At 54.5% G+C, this 17,097-nt stretch carries 13 protein-coding genes; 11 read left to right on the plus strand and 2 right to left on the minus strand.

From position 1 onward, the window contains the following. The first annotated feature begins 163 nt into the window (after positions 1 to 163). The 3 genes from CAG65_RS15650 (at position 164) to CAG65_RS15660 (ending at position 2,758) form a co-directional block, all read left to right on the plus strand. Positions 164 to 427, plus strand: a complete 264-nt coding sequence (locus tag CAG65_RS15650) for a DUF4212 domain-containing protein (RefSeq protein ID WP_161454245.1) — start codon at positions 164 to 166, stop codon at positions 425 to 427. Between the two features lie 12 nt (positions 428 to 439). Beyond that, positions 440 to 2,167 (plus strand): sodium:solute symporter family protein, encoded by a 1,728-nt coding sequence (locus CAG65_RS15655; protein ID WP_161454246.1) that lies wholly within the window; start codon positions 440 to 442, stop codon positions 2,165 to 2,167. Between the two features lie 96 nt (positions 2,168 to 2,263). Next, a complete protein-coding gene (locus tag CAG65_RS15660; RefSeq protein WP_021707229.1) occupies positions 2,264 to 2,758 on the plus strand; it encodes a hypothetical protein in 495 nt (164 codons plus the stop codon). A 30-nt stretch (positions 2,759 to 2,788) separates the two neighbouring features. Here the strand turns inward: CAG65_RS15660 and CAG65_RS15665 are convergent, their stop codons facing one another. Together CAG65_RS15665 and CAG65_RS15670 are read right to left on the minus strand one after the other, a co-directional pair. After that, positions 2,789 to 6,217: a hybrid sensor histidine kinase/response regulator gene (locus CAG65_RS15665; RefSeq protein ID WP_161454247.1), complete on the minus strand. Its 3,429-nt coding sequence runs from the start codon at positions 6,215 to 6,217 to the stop codon at positions 2,789 to 2,791. 105 nt (positions 6,218 to 6,322) lie between these two features. Continuing rightward, a complete protein-coding gene (locus CAG65_RS15670; protein WP_161447896.1) occupies positions 6,323 to 7,513 on the minus strand; it encodes a 3-phenylpropionate MFS transporter in 1,191 nt (396 codons plus the stop codon). Between the two features lie 190 nt (positions 7,514 to 7,703). Here CAG65_RS15670 and CAG65_RS15675 point away from each other — a divergent pair, with 190 nt between their 5' ends. The 8 genes from CAG65_RS15675 (at position 7,704) to dusB (ending at position 17,079) form a co-directional block, all read left to right on the plus strand. Beyond that, entirely contained in the window at positions 7,704 to 9,533 is a 1,830-nt protein-coding gene (locus tag CAG65_RS15675; RefSeq protein ID WP_161454256.1) for a DUF294 nucleotidyltransferase-like domain-containing protein, read from the plus strand. Positions 9,534 to 9,544: 11 nt separating this feature from the next. Beyond that, the gene (locus tag CAG65_RS15680; protein WP_021707225.1) at positions 9,545 to 10,177 is read left to right on the plus strand and encodes a 3'-5' exonuclease; all 633 of its coding nucleotides are present in this window, start codon (positions 9,545 to 9,547) and stop codon (positions 10,175 to 10,177) included. Between the two features lie 200 nt (positions 10,178 to 10,377). Then, positions 10,378 to 12,327 carry an acetate--CoA ligase gene (gene acs / locus CAG65_RS15685; RefSeq protein ID WP_021707224.1) on the plus strand — a complete coding sequence of 650 codons (1,950 nt, stop codon included), beginning with the start codon at positions 10,378 to 10,380 and terminating at the stop codon, positions 12,325 to 12,327. A gap of 297 nt (positions 12,328 to 12,624) precedes the next feature. Then, positions 12,625 to 13,074, plus strand: coding sequence for a type II 3-dehydroquinate dehydratase (gene aroQ, locus CAG65_RS15690; RefSeq protein WP_021707223.1), 450 nt, complete (start codon positions 12,625 to 12,627; stop codon positions 13,072 to 13,074). A 63-nt stretch (positions 13,075 to 13,137) separates the two neighbouring features. Beyond that, positions 13,138 to 13,605, plus strand: a complete 468-nt coding sequence (accB, locus tag CAG65_RS15695; protein WP_021707222.1) for an acetyl-CoA carboxylase biotin carboxyl carrier protein — start codon at positions 13,138 to 13,140, stop codon at positions 13,603 to 13,605. Between the two features lie 13 nt (positions 13,606 to 13,618). Next, positions 13,619 to 14,959: an acetyl-CoA carboxylase biotin carboxylase subunit gene (accC, locus tag CAG65_RS15700; protein ID WP_021707221.1), complete on the plus strand. Its 1,341-nt coding sequence runs from the start codon at positions 13,619 to 13,621 to the stop codon at positions 14,957 to 14,959. Between the two features lie 124 nt (positions 14,960 to 15,083). Then, on the plus strand, positions 15,084 to 15,971 hold the full coding sequence (prmA, locus tag CAG65_RS15705) for a 50S ribosomal protein L11 methyltransferase (protein WP_021707220.1): 888 nt from the start codon (positions 15,084 to 15,086) through the stop codon (positions 15,969 to 15,971). Between the two features lie 139 nt (positions 15,972 to 16,110). Continuing rightward, positions 16,111 to 17,079, plus strand: coding sequence for a tRNA dihydrouridine synthase DusB (dusB, locus tag CAG65_RS15710; RefSeq protein WP_040903222.1), 969 nt, complete (start codon positions 16,111 to 16,113; stop codon positions 17,077 to 17,079). Positions 17,080 to 17,097: the final 18 nt, after the last annotated feature.

A 17,097-nucleotide genomic window follows, 5' to 3' on the forward strand; every position in this document is an offset into this window, starting at 1 on the left:
ACATTAACATCGTTATTTTTTATCAATCAAACCCAATTAGCTGAAATTAAATACAATTTTATTAATCTATGCACGACTAAAGTTGAAAAGAGTAATCGACATCAGCTTGCTATTGTAGAGACTGAAACACTTTTTTAACAAACAACCTCGTAAGGAGACGGCAATGGCGTTTGAAAGTGAAGAAAGAGCCAAGGCCTATTGGAGCAAGAACGTCAGACTGATGACCATGCTGATGGTGATTTGGTTTGTCGTGTCTTTTGGCTGCGGCATCTTATTTGTCGATGAACTCAACCAATTCCAACTGGGCGGCTACAAACTGGGTTTCTGGTTTGCGCAGCAAGGATCGATATACGCCTTTTTGGTGATTATCTTCTACTACGCGTGGAAAATGCGTCAGATTGACCGCGAATTCAACGTGGATGAGTAAGGAGCTTTAGAGATGGATCTTAAAACAATTACATATCTCGTGGTCGGCGCCACCTTCCTGCTGTACATCGGTATCGCCATCTGGGCCCGAGCCGGTTCCACTAAAGAATTCTACGTCGCTGGCGGCGGGGTCAACCCGATCGCCAACGGCATGGCCACGGCGGCCGACTGGATGTCAGCGGCCTCGTTTATTTCCATGGCTGGCCTGATCGCCTTTATGGGTTACGGTGGTTCGGTCTTCCTGATGGGCTGGACGGGCGGCTACGTTCTGTTGGCTCTCTTACTGGCACCGTACCTGCGTAAATTTGGCAAGTTCACAGTACCGGAATTTGTCGGTGAGCGTTTCTACTCCAGAACCGCTCGCGTGGTGGCCGTAGCGTGTCTGATCATCGCGTCTGTGACCTATGTTATCGGTCAGATGAAAGGCGTGGGTGTTGCGTTTGGTCGCTTCCTGGAAGTGGACTACGCGACCGGCCTTGGCATCGGGATGTGTATCGTCTTCATCTACGCCGTTCTGGGCGGGATGAAAGGCATCACCTACACGCAGATTGCTCAATATTGCGTCCTCATTCTGGCGTACACCATTCCAGCAATATTCATCTCTCTGCAACTGACCGGGAATCCACTGCCGCAGATCGGGCTGGGCAGCACCATGGCGGGCACCGATCAGTATCTGCTTGACCGGCTGGATCAGGTGGTGACCGAACTCGGCTTCAGTCAATATACCACCCAGGTGCGCGGTGACACACTCAACATGTTTGTCTACACCATGTCTCTGATGATCGGTACTGCTGGCCTGCCACACGTGATCATCCGTTTCTTCACGGTCCCGAAAGTGCGCGACGCGCGTACTTCTGCTGGCTGGGCACTGGTGTTTATTGCGATTCTGTACACCACCGCCCCTGCTGTGGCTGCCATGGCACGCCTTAATCTGATGGATACGGTCAACCCGGCTCCGGGACAGCATCTGGTGTATGACGAACGTCCGGCCTGGTTTAAAAACTGGGAGACCACCGGGTTATTAAAATTTGAAGACAAAAATGGCGATGGCGCCATCCAGTACACTTCCAACGCAGACACCAATGAGTTGAAAGTGGACAACGACATCATGGTACTGGCCAACCCGGAAATCGCCAAACTGCCAAACTGGGTGATTGCTCTGGTGGCCGCAGGGGGCCTGGCTGCCGCACTATCGACCGCAGCCGGTTTGTTGCTGGCGATCTCATCCGCCATTTCCCATGACCTGATCAAAGGGGTGATCAACCCGAACATTTCCGAGAAGAAAGAGCTGCTCGCCAGCCGGATATCCATGGCCGTGGCCATTGCGGTCTCTGGCTACCTCGGCTTGCATCCGCCGGGCTTTGCCGCCGGTACGGTAGCGCTGGCCTTCGGCCTGGCCGCCTCCTCTATCTTCCCGGCCTTGATGATGGGTATCTTCAGCAAGAACATCAACAAAGAAGGGGCGATCGCCGGCATGATCACCGGTATCGGCATCACCCTGTTCTACGTCTTCCAGCACAAAGGGATCCTGTTCATTCCGGAATGGACATATCTGGAAAGCTGGGGCAGCAACTGGTTCCTCGGTATTGAACCGAACGCCTTTGGTGCCATCGGTGCGGTGTTTAACTTTATTGTCGCCTTCGCGGTCTCGAAAGTGACCACCGAAACGCCACAAGAAGTTAAAGATCTGGTTGAGCATGTTCGTGTACCGGTTGGTGCCGGCGAAGCACAATCACACTAATTAACGACCCATCACACAAAAGCCCCTTCGGGGGCTTTTTTCTTCGCCCTGATCGCGTATGTTAGCGCCATAGCTGTTGTTGCAAGGAAGCCAAACATGTTCAAAAACAAGCACTTTATTATTGCTCTGTTGATCGCCCCTATCTTATCGATCATCGCTTATTTCGGCACCGATATGGCGGTCAGCGAAAAAGCCCAACCAGCACAGGAAGGAGCCACTTACAAACTGGCCAGCAAATCCAACTGCCGCTACACCAGTGGTCTGTGCGACATGGAAAATGGGGATTTTAAAGTCCAGTTCCGCTCGGAGCATCTTGGCAAACAGCAACTGGACCTGTCGCTGAAAGCCGACTATCCGCTGGAAGGCGTTAAGGTATCCCTGGTTAATCACCCGGATCAGACCGCAGCACCGGTCGATATGCTACGCAGTGATGACAGCGCGCAGCACTGGACCATTACCCTGCCAGCCCCAAGCAGCGACACAAGCCGTCTGCGAGTGGCTATCTCTGCCAACGGCACCACGTATTTCGGCGAAACCGAGACCGACTTTGTGGTGTACCAGACACTGCTCGACGACAAGCAGCGCAACTGACTTCCCGAGCCGGGTTTTGCACCCGGCCTGTTACGCCACCCGGTTGAGGATCGCGCGCAATTTAAGCGGCTTGACCGGTTTGGCCAAAAAACCAAAACCATTCGACTCAATCGCATCCAGCATATCCTGTGTGCGATCGGCACTAATGATCACACCGGCAAAACGCGCTCCGAGCCGTAAACGACACTGCTGCAAAACTTCCAACCCGGTACGGCCATTATCCAGACGGTAGTCCGACAAGATCACATCCGGCACCCAGCCGTCTTCCAGCGCTCTGAGGCTCTGAACCAGATCGAGTGCAGTGCGCACATCGCAGCCCCAGCGGCCAAGCAGATTGTCCATTCCCACCAGAATGTCCTCTTCATTGTCGACACACAAGACACGCAGATGCGCCACACTACTCGGCTCAGCCAAGTTCGGTGCCACCACAGGGGCAATACGCTCAGCACGATCTAAGGTGATGGAGAAGACACTGCCGCGGCCCGGCCACGAGCGCATGGATATCTGATGACCAAGCAAATGAGCGATCCCTTTGGAGATCGCCAGCCCAAGCCCGAGCCCCTGATCAGAGCGCACGCTACTCGCGCGGGTAAACTCTTCGAAGATCATCTGTTGCTTGTCTTCATCGATACCGGTGCCGTTGTCCCATACCTCAATCCGCACCTGTTGCCCACAGCGGCGCACGCCGAGCACCACTTTGCCGTGCGGATTGTAACGAAACGCGTTGGTCAGAAAGTTCTGCACCACCCGCCGGAGCAATTTGGGATCGGAGTTGACAAACTGCCCGGATGGGATCAGCGTAAAATCGATCCTTTGTTGCCTGGCCAGCGCACTGAATTCGGCATCCAGATTAGCCAGTACATCCCGCAGCGCAAAAGCGTGCATGTGGATCTCCAGTTTGCCGGACTCCAGACGCGAGATATCCAGCAGATCGCCGATAAGATCCTCCGCGGCGCCAAGCGCACTTTCAATGTGCTGGGCCAGCGTCCGACTGTCATCCTCTTTGGCCACTTCAGAAAGCGACGAAGCAAACAGCCTCGCGGCGTTCAGCGGCTGCATCAAATCATGGCTCACCGCCGCCAGAAAGCGAGATTTGGACTTGGACTCCAGGTCCGAACGCTGCGTTGCGGCCACCAGCTTCTTGTTGAGCTGCTCCAGCTCCTGCGTCCGCTCGTGCACACGCTCTTCGAGCGTTTCATTGGCGTCTTTGAGCGCCTGCTCCGCCTCCCGGAACACCGTAATGTCGGTAAAACTCATCACAAAGCCGCCGCCCGGCATCGGATTCCCCTGCACTTCAATCACCCGGCCATCCGGTCTGACCCGCGAAGAGGTGTGTCGGGTCCCCTGCTCCAGGTGATACACCCGTCGCCGGACATGGTCTTCGGGGTCTCCCGGGCCACACAAACCTTGTTCGGCATTGTGGCGAATTACGTCCGCAATCGGCCGCCCGACCTGAATCAAACCGGGCGGGAATTCAAACAATTCCAGATAGCGCTGGTTCCAGGCCACCAGCCGCAGCTGTTTATCGACCACCGCAATGCCCTGACCGATGTGTTCAATCGCCCCTTGCAGCAAACCCCGGCTAAAATCGTACAGTTCGGAGGCTTCATCAACGATGGTCGCCACTTCTTCCAGCTGCATATTTCTGCCTTGCAGCGCCGAAGTAAGCACCAACTTAGCAGAAGAGGCACCAAACACCCCAGCCAACACCCGTTCGGTATGGCGGATCAGCGTCGAAGGGGCTTGCTGATTAGGCAGCAAGGTTTCACGCTGCTGGCTCCAGTACTGACGAAACGCACTGCGCACCCGATGGCGACCAACAAAACGGGACGCCAGCATTTCCAGCTCCGCAATCGTCACCCGGCTCTGATACAAACTGATGTTTTCCGATTCTGGCAACGGCGCGCCGACAAAGGTGGCGGACTGCAGGCGCTCACTCAGACTCGGACGCGTCAGTAAGGAGACCACCACGTAACAGGCCGCATTGGCGGCCACGCTCAACACCATGCCCCAGTCCGACGGACGCAGTCCCCAGTCATCAAGCAGCTGAGGCGGCGCGATCATCCACAGCAGCAGATTTGACTCAGCGCTGCCGGCCAGCATGTCGGTCTGGCTCATCAGCGTGACCAGCCACAAGGCGAACCCGACCGCCAGACCCACGTACACCCCTTTGCGGTTACCCTGCCGCCAGTACATCCCGCCCAGCAGCGCCGGCGCAAACTGGGTGATCGCGGCAAACGAGAGAAAACCTATCGCAGACAGTGAGTGAATACTTCCCAATACCTGATAAAAGCCCCACGCGCCCATCAGTAGCAAGAGGATCAGCGCGCGGCGGATGATCAGCAATAATCCGGAGAAGTGGCGGTAATTGCGCTGCGAGAGACGCATTCGCCGCAGCAGCAACGGCATCACCAGATCATTCGACACCATGATCGCCAGTGCGATAGTCGAGACAATCACCATACCACTCGCCGCCGATGTGCCGCCAAGAAACGCCAGCAAAGCAATGTCGCTGGCCCCTACCAGCATCGGCACGCTGATGACGTAGGTATCCGCCGGGCTGCCGCTCAGTAATCCCTGTCCGACCCAGGCGATCGGCAGCACAAACACCCCCATCAGGATCAGATAGAGCGGAAACAACCAGCGCGCGGTATGCAAGTCCTGACCCCGCTCATTTTCCACCACCATGGTGTGAAACTGGCGCGGCAGACAGAAGATCGCCATGATGGTGAGAAAAGTATGGATCAGCAGCGTCGGAATATTGGGCGCCTGATAGGTATCGCTGGCAATCTGCGCCAGATTGATGTCCTGACGACTGAGCGCCAGATAGACAATGAACACCCCCACCACCAAAAAAGCTACCAATTTGACAATCGACTCGAATGCGATTGCCATCATCATGCCGCGGTGGTGTTCGGTATTATCGATATGTCGGGTACCAAACAGCATGGTAAATATCGCCAGCGCGATCACCACAAACCAGGAAACCTGATAGTTCTCATAACCATATTGAGTGGTCAGATCGGGCGCGATGATTTCCAGTCCCATCATGATACCGCGCAGCTGCAAGGCAATGTACGGCAGGATACCGACCACCGCGATCAGAGTGACCGCCACCGCCAGCCCCTGAGATTTGCCATAGCGGGCGGCAATGAAATCGGCAATCGAGGTAATGTGCTCGCGCTTGGCGATCAAGATCAGCCGGGCAATGACGCGCCAGAACAACGTAAACACGATCACCGGGGCGAGGTAGATCGGCAAAAACGACCAGGGGTTGTTGCTCGCCTGACCGACCGTGCCATAAAACGTCCATGAGGTACAGTACACCGCGATCGACAAGCTGTAGATCCACGGGCGCCATTTCGCCAACCAGTGACTCTGCCGGTCGCCGTACCAAGCGACCATAAACAGCAGCACCAGGTACATCAGCGAAACCGGGATAACTATCCATCCTTGCATCAGATATCCTTGCAGCTGGGTAAGAAAAAACCTCCCCGCGAGCCATGCCGCTCAGGAGGAGGTTTCATTTAACAAAGTCTGCTCAATGATCTCAATCGCTTGAGTCTAATTCTGTGCTTTGGCCTCCGCTTTCTCTGCCATGCCATCGTGCACTGACCCGGGATGTTCCTCCACCCGAATCAACAGCGCCAAGGCGCCCATGGCTGCCATGGCCCAGAACACGCCAGCGCCCCATTGCTCGTAACCCCACCCGCTCAAGGTGGTCATCAGCGCAATAAAGGCGCCGAGAGGAATCGCATTGTACAGCGCTTGCAGTGCCACCATCTTATGTGGCTCTGCATGCTGAATGTACTGGATGGCAGCAATGTGTGCGATGGCAAACGTCACCCCGTGCAGCAGTTGTATCATCACCAGCGCGGCGATCGCGGTCGTCGACGCCGTCATCCCCCAGCGCGCCATCACCCCTAGCGCGGCCACCACAAACATCGCCCGTAGCGACCAGCCGGCAAACAGGCGTTTACTGCCCGCAAACAACAGCACCTCTGCGGCTACGCCCAGGCTCCATAAATAGCCAATGACGGCCTCGGAATGACCCGCTTCTTTCCAGTAAATCGAGCTGAACGCGTAATACGCGGCGTGACTTCCCTGCAACAGCGCCACCAATAGCAGAAACTTAACCACTGGCCATTCGCACAGCAACTGGCCGAGTTTCGGTCGTGGTTGATGGCTTGTCTGCTGAGTGACCGGCATCGGTGTCGGGTGACGCACCGCCACCAAAATCGAAAACGCGACCCCGACCAGCGCAGTGTAAATGATCATATTGGCGCCGTAGAGTTTGACCAGATAGCCCACCGCCAGCGAGCCGGCAATAAACGCAACGGAGCCCCACAAACGAGTCCGGCCGTAATCGAGCATCTTCAGGCGCGCGTAGTAATTCGCCATCGCGTCGGACAATGGCACAATCGGCCCACAGCAGAGGTTAAACAGCACCGTAGCCAGCGCCATCATCCAGAAACTGCCGCCGGTAAAGAGGTGAAAGACAACAAACGCCAACGCGGCCACGCTCAAGCCACGTAGCGCCGGGATCAGATGCTCCGCCTTGTGAATACGAGGGGTAAGCACCAGATTCGCCACACAGCGCGTAGCAAAACCGAGCCCCATCAGCACACCGACGTCGGCCGCCGATACCCCCTGATCTTTAAACCACAACGCCCAAAACGGCAGATAGACTCCATACGCAAAGAAAAAACCGATGAAGTATTGGGAAATCCAGCCGTACGGAGAGGGCTTCAACATGTCTAAGATCCTGAAAAATGAGCGATAAAAACCTCAATATTATGAGTGCGAGTAGCTTGAATAAAAAGGGAATATTACGCAACGAACTGTTTCCCTATTCGATACGCTGCCACGACATTAGACCAAAGTCGTCTGGAGGCATTGGCAGGATTTGTCACACTTGAATGAGTCCTTGATTTCGGTTGCGTCTATGCCAGATAAATTCAATATGCAGTCTCCGCCGTTTGACCGGCTGAGCGCCAGCCAGCAGCAAACACTGCGCAGTTCACTCGACGTAGCTTACTTCCGTGCGCGCGAATCTCTGCTCAAAGCCGATAGAGCCAGCGACTACCTGTACATACTGATCAAAGGGGTGGTGGAAGAGCGCAGCGCCGATGGCAACGAGATTTTTGCGCATTACGCCAACGACGATTTGTTTGACGTGCGAGCGATGTTTGACGAACAGGCACGCCATCAGTACGTGGCACTGGAAGACACCCTCGCCTACCTGTTACCCAAAGCGGTGTTCCTTGAGCTTTATTACAGCAACGGCCAGTTCGCGGCTTATTTTGACAATAACCTCGCCCGGCGTCAGGAGCTGATAGAAGCCGCTCAGCAGCAGCAAAACCTGGCCGAATTCATTCTGACCAAAGTCGACGCTTCGATCTATCATCCGCCGATGATTCTAGAGCCGGATCAAGCGCTGAATCAAGTGACCCAGCAACTCAAAGCGCGTGGGGCGGACGCCGCACTGGTGCGTCTCAATGACTCGGATATCCGTTTGCTCGATCAGCCTGGTGCTCATCATCCGTATGCCATCGTCACGCGTACCAATCTGCTGCACGCCGTGATGTTGGACGGCCATACGCAGGACACACCAGTTGGGCGCATCGCCACTTTCCCGGTGTTTCACGTCGAAAAAGGCGATTTCCTGTTTAATGCCCTGATCACCATGACGCGTAACCGAATGAAGCGCCTGATGGTCACCGACGGCCAGGACGCCGTCGGAATGCTCGATATGACCCAGATCCTCAGCGCCTTCTCGACCCACTCGCACGTGCTGACACTGAGTATTGCCCGCGCCAGCAGCGTGGAGGAACTGGCGCTGGCCTCCAACCGTCAGCGTCAGTTGGTTGAAAGCCTTTTGAAAAACGGCATCCGCACCCGCTTTATCATGGAGCTGATTTCGGCCGTCAATGAACAGATCATTGAAAAAGCATTTGAGCTGGTAGTGCCACCGGCACTGCACGATCACTGTTGCATGTTGGTGCTCGGGTCCGAAGGACGGGGCGAGCAGATCTTAAAAACCGATCAGGACAACGCCCTGATCATCAAAGACGGTCTGCAATGGCATCAATGTCAGGCCGTGATGGAAACGCTCACTCACACCCTGGTGCAGCTTGGTTACCCGCTCTGTCCAGGCAAAGTGATGGTCAATAATCCCAAATGGGTCAAGAGTCAGAGCGAATGGCAAGCAACCCTGTCCACTTGGATCGAACGGGCACAACCGGAATCCGTGATGGATCTGGCCATCATCGCTGATGCCCATGCCGTCGCTGGCAACCGCCAGCTTCTGGAGCCGGTCGCCGCGCACCTGCGCGAGCGCATGAAAAACCGCATGCTGGTGCTGTCTGAGTTTACCCGCCCCGCACTGCAGTTCTCAGTGCCCCTAAGCTTGTTTGGCAACGTAAAAACAGACAAAGACGGGCTGGACATCAAACGGGGCGGGATTTTCCCGGTGGTGCACGGCATTCGTGCTCTGGCACTGGAATACGCGCTGCCGGAGAAAAACACTTTTGAACGGATTGATGCCTTGCGCCGCAAACGGATTCTGGAACCAGAGACGGCAGACAATCTCAGCGAAGCATTGAAGTTGTTCTTTAAACTGCGCTTGGCTCAGCAGTTGTCGACCTACAGTATCGACAACCATATCGACCCCAATCACCTCGACCGCACTGAGCGTGACTTGTTGCGCCACAGCTTGCACGCGGTGAAAAAATTTAAACAGTTCCTCGGCTATCACTACCAGATCCGGGACTGAGGAGCACTGACATGAACTGGCTGACACGCAAATACTGGTATCTGAGGCTTAAAGGCTCGGCCTATCGCCCCCTGTTTGGCCCGCTCGACAAATCTGAATACGTCTCGCTGGATTGTGAAACCACCAGCCTCGATCCCGAGCGCGCCGAGCTGGTCACCATCGCCGCAACCAAAATCATCGACAACCGGGTGATCACCAGCCGGCCCTTTGAAGTCAAACTCAAAGCGCCGCAGTCGCTCGACTCCGGCTCCGTCAAAATCCACCATCTTCGTCATCAGGATCTGCACGACGGCATCAGCGAAAAAGATGCGCTGGTACGCCTGCTCGATTTCATCGGCAACCGGCCTCTGGTCGGCTATCACATCCGGTATGACAAACGCATTCTGGATCTGGCCTGTCGCCGTCAACTGGGATTCCCTTTGCCCAACCCGGTGATTGAAGTCAGTCAGATCTACCACGACAAACTGGAGCAGCATTTGCCCAACGCTTATTTCGACCTCAGTCTGGATGCGATCTGCCACCACCTAGGTCTGCCGATTCAGCACAAACACGATGCGCTGCAGGATGCCATTTCCGCAGCGCTGGTCTACGTGCGCCTGACCAAAGGCGACCTGCCGAGCCTCAATTTCCCTTATGTCCGCTAACGCAGCGAGCCTGTGGGTCGATCCTGTTCGCAAAACTCGCTATAAGCCGCTGGTTTTTCAGCGTAAACGTCATTCTCATCCTAAAGTCTAATTGTCGAATCCGGTGCAGTGACAGACAGTTATACTACAGCAGATTTTCCTGCCGGCGGTTTGCGCCGGTTTCAAAAAAGGATGTCTCAGAATTCACAAGGAGATACGTAATGAGTGAAGCCCACATTTATCCGGTCAAAGACAATATTAAAGCAACGACACATGCGGATAATGACACTTATCTGGCCATGTACCAGCAATCGGTGCGCGACCCGGAAGGGTTCTGGAGAGAACACGGCAACATCGTCGACTGGATCAAGCCCTTTAGCAAAGTCAAACACACCTCGTTCGATACTGGCCATGTGGACATTCGCTGGTTCGAAGACGGCACACTGAACGTCTCCGCCAACTGTATTGACCGCCACCTGGCCGAGCGCGGCGACGACGTCGCGATCATCTGGGAAGGCGATGATCCGGCAGACGACAAAACGCTCACCTTCAACCAGTTACATCAGGAAGTGTGCCGTTTCTCCAACGCGCTCAAAGCGCAAGGAGTGAACAAAGGCGACGTGGTGTGTCTGTACATGCCGATGGTGCCGGAAGCGGCAGTCGCCATGCTGGCCTGTACCCGAATCGGTGCGGTACACACCGTGGTGTTTGGGGGGTTCTCACCCGAAGCGCTGGCCGGGCGGATCATCGACTCGGACGCAAAAGTGGTGATCACAGCGGACGAAGGGGTGCGCGGTGGACGCGCGGTGCCACTGAAAAAAAACGTCGATGAAGCGCTCACCAACCCGGACGTGAAAACCATCAATAAAGTAGTAGTCCTCAAGCGCACCGGCGGCGACATCGACTGGCACGAGCATCGCGATGTCTGGTGGCACGCGGCCACATCTAGCGTGTCGGATCACTGCCCGCCCGAAGAAATGAAAGCCGAAGACCCGCTGTTTATCCTCTATACCTCAGGTTCGACTGGCAAACCGAAAGGGGTTTTGCACACCACCGGGGGTTACCTGGTGTACGCAACCATGACGTTCAAGTATGTGTTCGATTATCAGCCAGGCGAGACCTTCTGGTGTACCGCCGACGTCGGCTGGATCACCGGCCACACCTATCTGGTCTACGGCCCGCTGGCGAACGGGGCGAAAACCATCCTGTTTGAAGGCGTGCCCAACTACCCACACACCAGCCGCATGAGTGAAGTGGTCGACAAACACCAGGTCAACATCCTCTACACCGCACCGACAGCCATCCGTGCGTTGATGGCCAAAGGCGACGAAGCGGTGAAAGGCACCCAACGTGACAGTTTACGTATCATGGGATCGGTCGGTGAACCGATCAATCCGGAAGCCTGGGAATGGTATTACAAAACCATCGGCAATGAACACTCGCCGATTGTCGATACCTGGTGGCAAACCGAGACCGGGGGCATTTTGATCACTCCCCTGCCAGGCGCCACCGAACTGAAACCCGGTTCGGCAACCCGTCCTTTCTTCGGCGTGCAACCGGCTCTGGTCGATAACATGGGCAACCTCATTGAAGGAGCCGCCGAAGGCAACCTGGTGATCCTCGATTCCTGGCCTGGGCAAATGCGCACTGTGTATGGTGATCATGACCGGTTTGAGCAGACTTACTTCTCCACCTTTAAAGGCATGTACTTTACCGGTGATGGTGCGCGTCGTGACGAGGATGGCTACTACTGGATCACCGGCCGGGTTGATGACGTGCTCAACGTATCCGGGCACCGCATGGGCACCGCCGAAATCGAGTCAGCGCTGGTCGCGCATGAAAAAATCGCGGAAGCGGCGATCGTCGGTATTCCACACGATATCAAAGGCCAAGCCATTTATGCCTACATCACCCTCAACGATGGTGAATTCCCGTCGGCCGAGCTGCACAAAGAAGTCAAAGACTGGGTGCGCAAAGAGATAGGCCCGATTGCCACACCTGATGTTCTGCACTGGACCGACTCGCTACCGAAAACCCGCTCCGGCAAAATCATGCGTCGCATCCTGCGTAAGATAGCCACAGGCGACACCAGTAATCTGGGGGACACATCCACGCTCGCCGATCCAAGTGTGGTCGATAAACTGATCAAAGAAAAAGCCGAACTGATGTAAGGCTCACCCTTTGTGCTCCTTTACCGCCACCTCTGTGTGGCGGTTTTTTATTGCCCCAAGCGGATGCGATTGCCCGCCGACAGGCGGTCAAACGTGCGTTCTGTTAACCTGGTTACAGAATTTCAGCGCGATAGTATAGGAGATTAGACCAGTAAATTGCTGCCATTTGCGCTGAATTAGCTATAATCTTGGTCAATTTCTTAATTACAGCGAATTTTTAACAAAAAAATCATGCTGAATTAAAAAGAATGTGGGAATATTCTAATTCGCAACACGATAAAGGAAAATGACTACACAATGTCGACAAAATCACGCATTCTCGTCCTTAATGGACCGAATCTGAATCTGTTGGGGCTCCGCGAGCCAGCGCACTACGGTTCGCAGACTCTACAACAGATCGTAGAGAAATTGTCCGATCAAGCGCAAAAAGCGGGCATTGAACTGAGCCATTTGCAATCGAACCGCGAATATGAACTGATTGAAGCAATCCACGCGGCTTACGGCCAGGTGGATTTCATCATCATCAACCCAGCCGCGTTTACTCACACCAGTGTTGCACTGCGTGATGCGTTGCTTGGGGTTGCCATTCCATATATTGAAGTGCACTTGTCCAACGTACATGCACGTGAACCTTTCCGCCACCACTCTTACCTGTCGGACAAAGCCGAAGGGGTGATTTGTGGTTTGGGCGCACAAGGGTATGAATTCGCTTTGTCTGCGGCCATTGAGAAGTTGCAGGCGAAGTAGCCACAGACGCTCTGCAGTCCTTATCGGGGCTGTCTTATTCACAAGATAAAAGAGAAAGAAAACATGGATATCCGTAAAATTAAAAAGCTTATCGAGTTAGTTGAAGAGTCTGGCATTGCTGAGCTGGAAATCTCTGAAGGTGAAGAATCGGTACGCATCAGTCGCAACAGCGGCACGGCGCCAATGCAAGCCCCTATCCACTACGCGGCTCCAGCGATGCCAGCGGCGGCACCAGCCCCTGCTGCACCGGCTCCGGTAGCAACTGAAGAGGCAGCACCAGCGGCAGCAGTACCAGCAGGTCACCAGGTTCTTTCTCCAATGGTCGGTACCTTCTACCGCTCGCCAAGCCCAGATTCGAAAGCGTTCGTTGAAGTGGGTCAAAGCGTCAGCGCTGGCGACACACTGTGCATCGTAGAAGCGATGAAGATGATGAACCAGATCGAAGCCGACAAGTCCGGTGTGGTCACCGCGATTCTGGTAGAAGACGGCCAGCCAGTAGAGTTCGACCAACCACTCGTTGTTATCGAATAAGCGGGGCAGCATTATGCTAGATAAAGTAGTCATCGCGAACCGAGGCGAAATTGCGCTTCGCATTCTTCGCGCTTGTAAAGAGCTGGGTATTAAGACCGTCGCGGTGCACTCCACCGCCGACCGCGATCTTAAACACGTCCTACTGGCAGACGAAACCGTCTGTATTGGTCCGGCACGTGGTATCGACAGCTACCTGAACATCCCACGCATCATCTCTGCTGCCGAAGTCACTGGCGCGGTTGCGATCCACCCGGGTTACGGCTTCTTGTCAGAAAACGCTGATTTTGCCGAGCAAGTAGAACGCAGCGGCTTCATCTTCGTCGGCCCGAAAGCAGACACCATCCGCATAATGGGTGACAAAGTGTCGGCCATCAACGCAATGAAAAAAGCGGGCGTGCCTTGTGTTCCCGGGTCAGACGGCCCGTTGGACAACGACGACATCAAAAATAAGGCCCACGCGAAACGCATCGGTTACCCAGTGATCATCAAAGCCTCCGGTGGTGGCGGTGGTCGTGGCATGCGTGTGGTTCGTAGCGAATCGGAGCTGGTTCAGGCCATCGCCATGACCCGTGCCGAAGCCAAAGCGGCATTCAACAACGACATGGTCTACATGGAGAAATTCCTGGAAAACCCACGTCACGTTGAAGTTCAGGTCATTGCCGACGGTCAGGGCGGTGCGATCCACTTAGGCGAACGTGACTGTTCCATGCAGCGTCGTCACCAGAAAGTGGTTGAAGAAGCGCCAGCGCCAGGCATCACTGAAGAGATGCGCAAATACATCGGTGAACGTTGTACCCGTGCCTGTGTGGAAATTGGTTACCGCGGCGCCGGTACGTTCGAATTCCTGTACGAAAACGGCGAGTTCTACTTCATCGAGATGAACACTCGTATTCAGGTAGAACACCCAGTGACGGAAATGGTGACCGGTGTCGACCTGATCAAAGAGCAGTTGCGTGTGGCCGCAGGCCAACCACTGTCGTTCACTCAGGATGACATCAAGATCCGCGGCCATGCGATTGAATGTCGTATCAACGCGGAAGATCCGGTGCGCTTTTTGCCTTGTCCGGGTAAGATTGAACGTTTCCATGCGCCAGGCGGCATGGGCGTGCGTTGGGAGTCCCACATCTACAGTGGTTATTCCGTCCCACCACACTACGATTCAATGATCGGTAAACTGATCACTTTCGGTGAAAACCGTGACGTCGCGATCGCACGGATGAGAAATGCGCTGGGTGAGATGATCATCGAAGGCATTAAAACCAACGTGCCGCTGCAGGTTGACATCATGAATGACGAGAACTTCCAGCACGGTGGAACGAACATCCACTATCTGGAGAAAAAGCTGGGTCTGTAAGCCCACTTGCTCGCCATCCGCAAATGCCCACCTTGGTGGGCATTTTTGTTGCTTTCTCTACTCAAACAACACGCGCACTTCTGCTACACTCTGCGCCAATTCAATTATTGAAAGAGTGACCGCCATGCCCTGGATTCAAATCAAACTCAATGCGACCAATCAAAACGCCGAACCAATCGGCGATATGCTGATGGAAGAGACCGGCGCACTGTCCGTCACTTTCCTGGACGCGCACGATACGCCGGTATTTGAGCCATTGCCGGGGGAAACCCGCCTGTGGGGCGACACCGACATTCTGGCGCTGTACGACGCCGAAGCGGACACCGGATGCATCATCGACCAGATCAAAGCCAGCCAGTTACTCGCGGACAACTTTGCTTACAAAGTTGAGCAACTGGAAGACAAAGACTGGGAACGGGAGTGGATGGACAACTTCCATCCTATGCAGTTTGGCCAGCGCCTGTGGATTTGTCCGAGTTGGCGTGAAGTACCGGATCCAAGTGCCGTGAACGTGATGCTCGACCCGGGCCTGGCTTTCGGTACCGGTACCCACCCGACGACCGCACTGTGCCTGGAGTGGCTGGAAGGCCTGGATCTGGAAAATAAAACCGTCATCGACTTTGGTTGTGGATCCGGCATTCTGGCGATTGCCGCGATCAAACTGGGCGCAGCAAAAGTGATCGGGATTGATATCGATCCTCAGGCGCTGCAAGCCTCGAAAGACAACGCTCAACGCAATGGTGTGGCCGAACAACTGGAAGTCTATCTGCCACAAAATCAGCCAGAAGGCCTGGTGGCTGACGTCGTGGTGGCCAATATTCTGGCAGGCCCATTACGGGAACTGTCTCCGGTCATCAAGAGTCTGATTAAACCCGGCGGCGCACTGGCGATGTCCGGCGTCCTCGATACACAAGCGGAAGATGTGGCCACTTACTACCGTGACGAGCTTCACATAGATCCGATTGTTGAGCAAAGTGAGTGGTGTCGCATCTCTGGCCGCAAACAAGGCTAATCAAGACTTTGCGCGCTAATTGACTGAAATTCATGCAAATTACAAAAACAAATTGTAAATGCTCAAATATTAGTCTTTTCACGCAACCAAAAAATGCGTAAAATGCGCGCCCTTGCTGGTACGAAGCTGTGAAGACGTTTTGAAAATCGGAAACTATCAACTTAAGAACAATCTGATCGTCGCCCCGATGGCGGGTGTCACTGACAGACCATTTCGCGAGTTGTGTCTACGATACGGTGCCGGGATGGCCGTCAGTGAAATGATGTCCTCCAACCCGAAACTGTGGAAAACGTCCAAATCTCAACAACGCATGGTACATGAGGGCGAATCGGGCGTTCGCTCAGTACAGATTGCGGGTTCAGATCCACAGCTGATGGCCGACGCAGCGCAGTTCAGTGTTGAAAACGGTGCGCAAATCATCGACATCAACATGGGCTGCCCTGCCAAAAAAGTGAACAAGAAACTGGCTGGCTCCGCGCTGTTGCAGTATCCGGAACTCATTGAAGAGATCCTTAAAGCTGTGGTCAACGCGGTGAATGTCCCTGTGACACTCAAAACCCGGACTGGTTGGGACCCAGAAAATAAAAACTGTGTCCACATCGCTAAATTAGCCGAAGACTGCGGCATTCAGGCACTGGCTCTGCATGGCAGAACCAAAGCTTGCATGTACAAAGGTGAGGCCGAATACGACAGCATTAAAGCAGTCAAGCAAGCCATCTCAATTCCGGTTATCGCTAACGGTGATATCGATAGTCCGGAAAAGGCGAAGCTGGTACTGGAGTACACCGGTGCCGACGCTTTAATGATTGGGCGCCCTGCCCAGGGACGTCCATGGATTTTTCAGGAAATCCAACACTATTTGGAAAACGGCACCACTATGCCTGGACTTCCGTATACGGAAGTGAAAGACATACTGCTTGGTCATGTGAACGCTCTGCATAGTTTCTATGGTGAGTTTCTGGGCCCCCGCATCGCTCGTAAGCATGTGGGTTGGTACCTCAAAGAGCATGAACAAGCGAGTGAGTTTCGCCGTACCTTCAACGCCATCGACGCAGCTGAGCTGCAAATTGAAGCGTTGGAAGGTTATTTTGATAACGTTGCATCATAATTAAGAGAAGAGCTAGAC

The sequence above is a fragment of the Vibrio sp. V39_P1S14PM300 genome, from assembly GCF_009904765.1.
GTDB classification, from domain to species: Bacteria; Pseudomonadota; Gammaproteobacteria; order Enterobacterales; family Vibrionaceae; genus Vibrio; species Vibrio proteolyticus.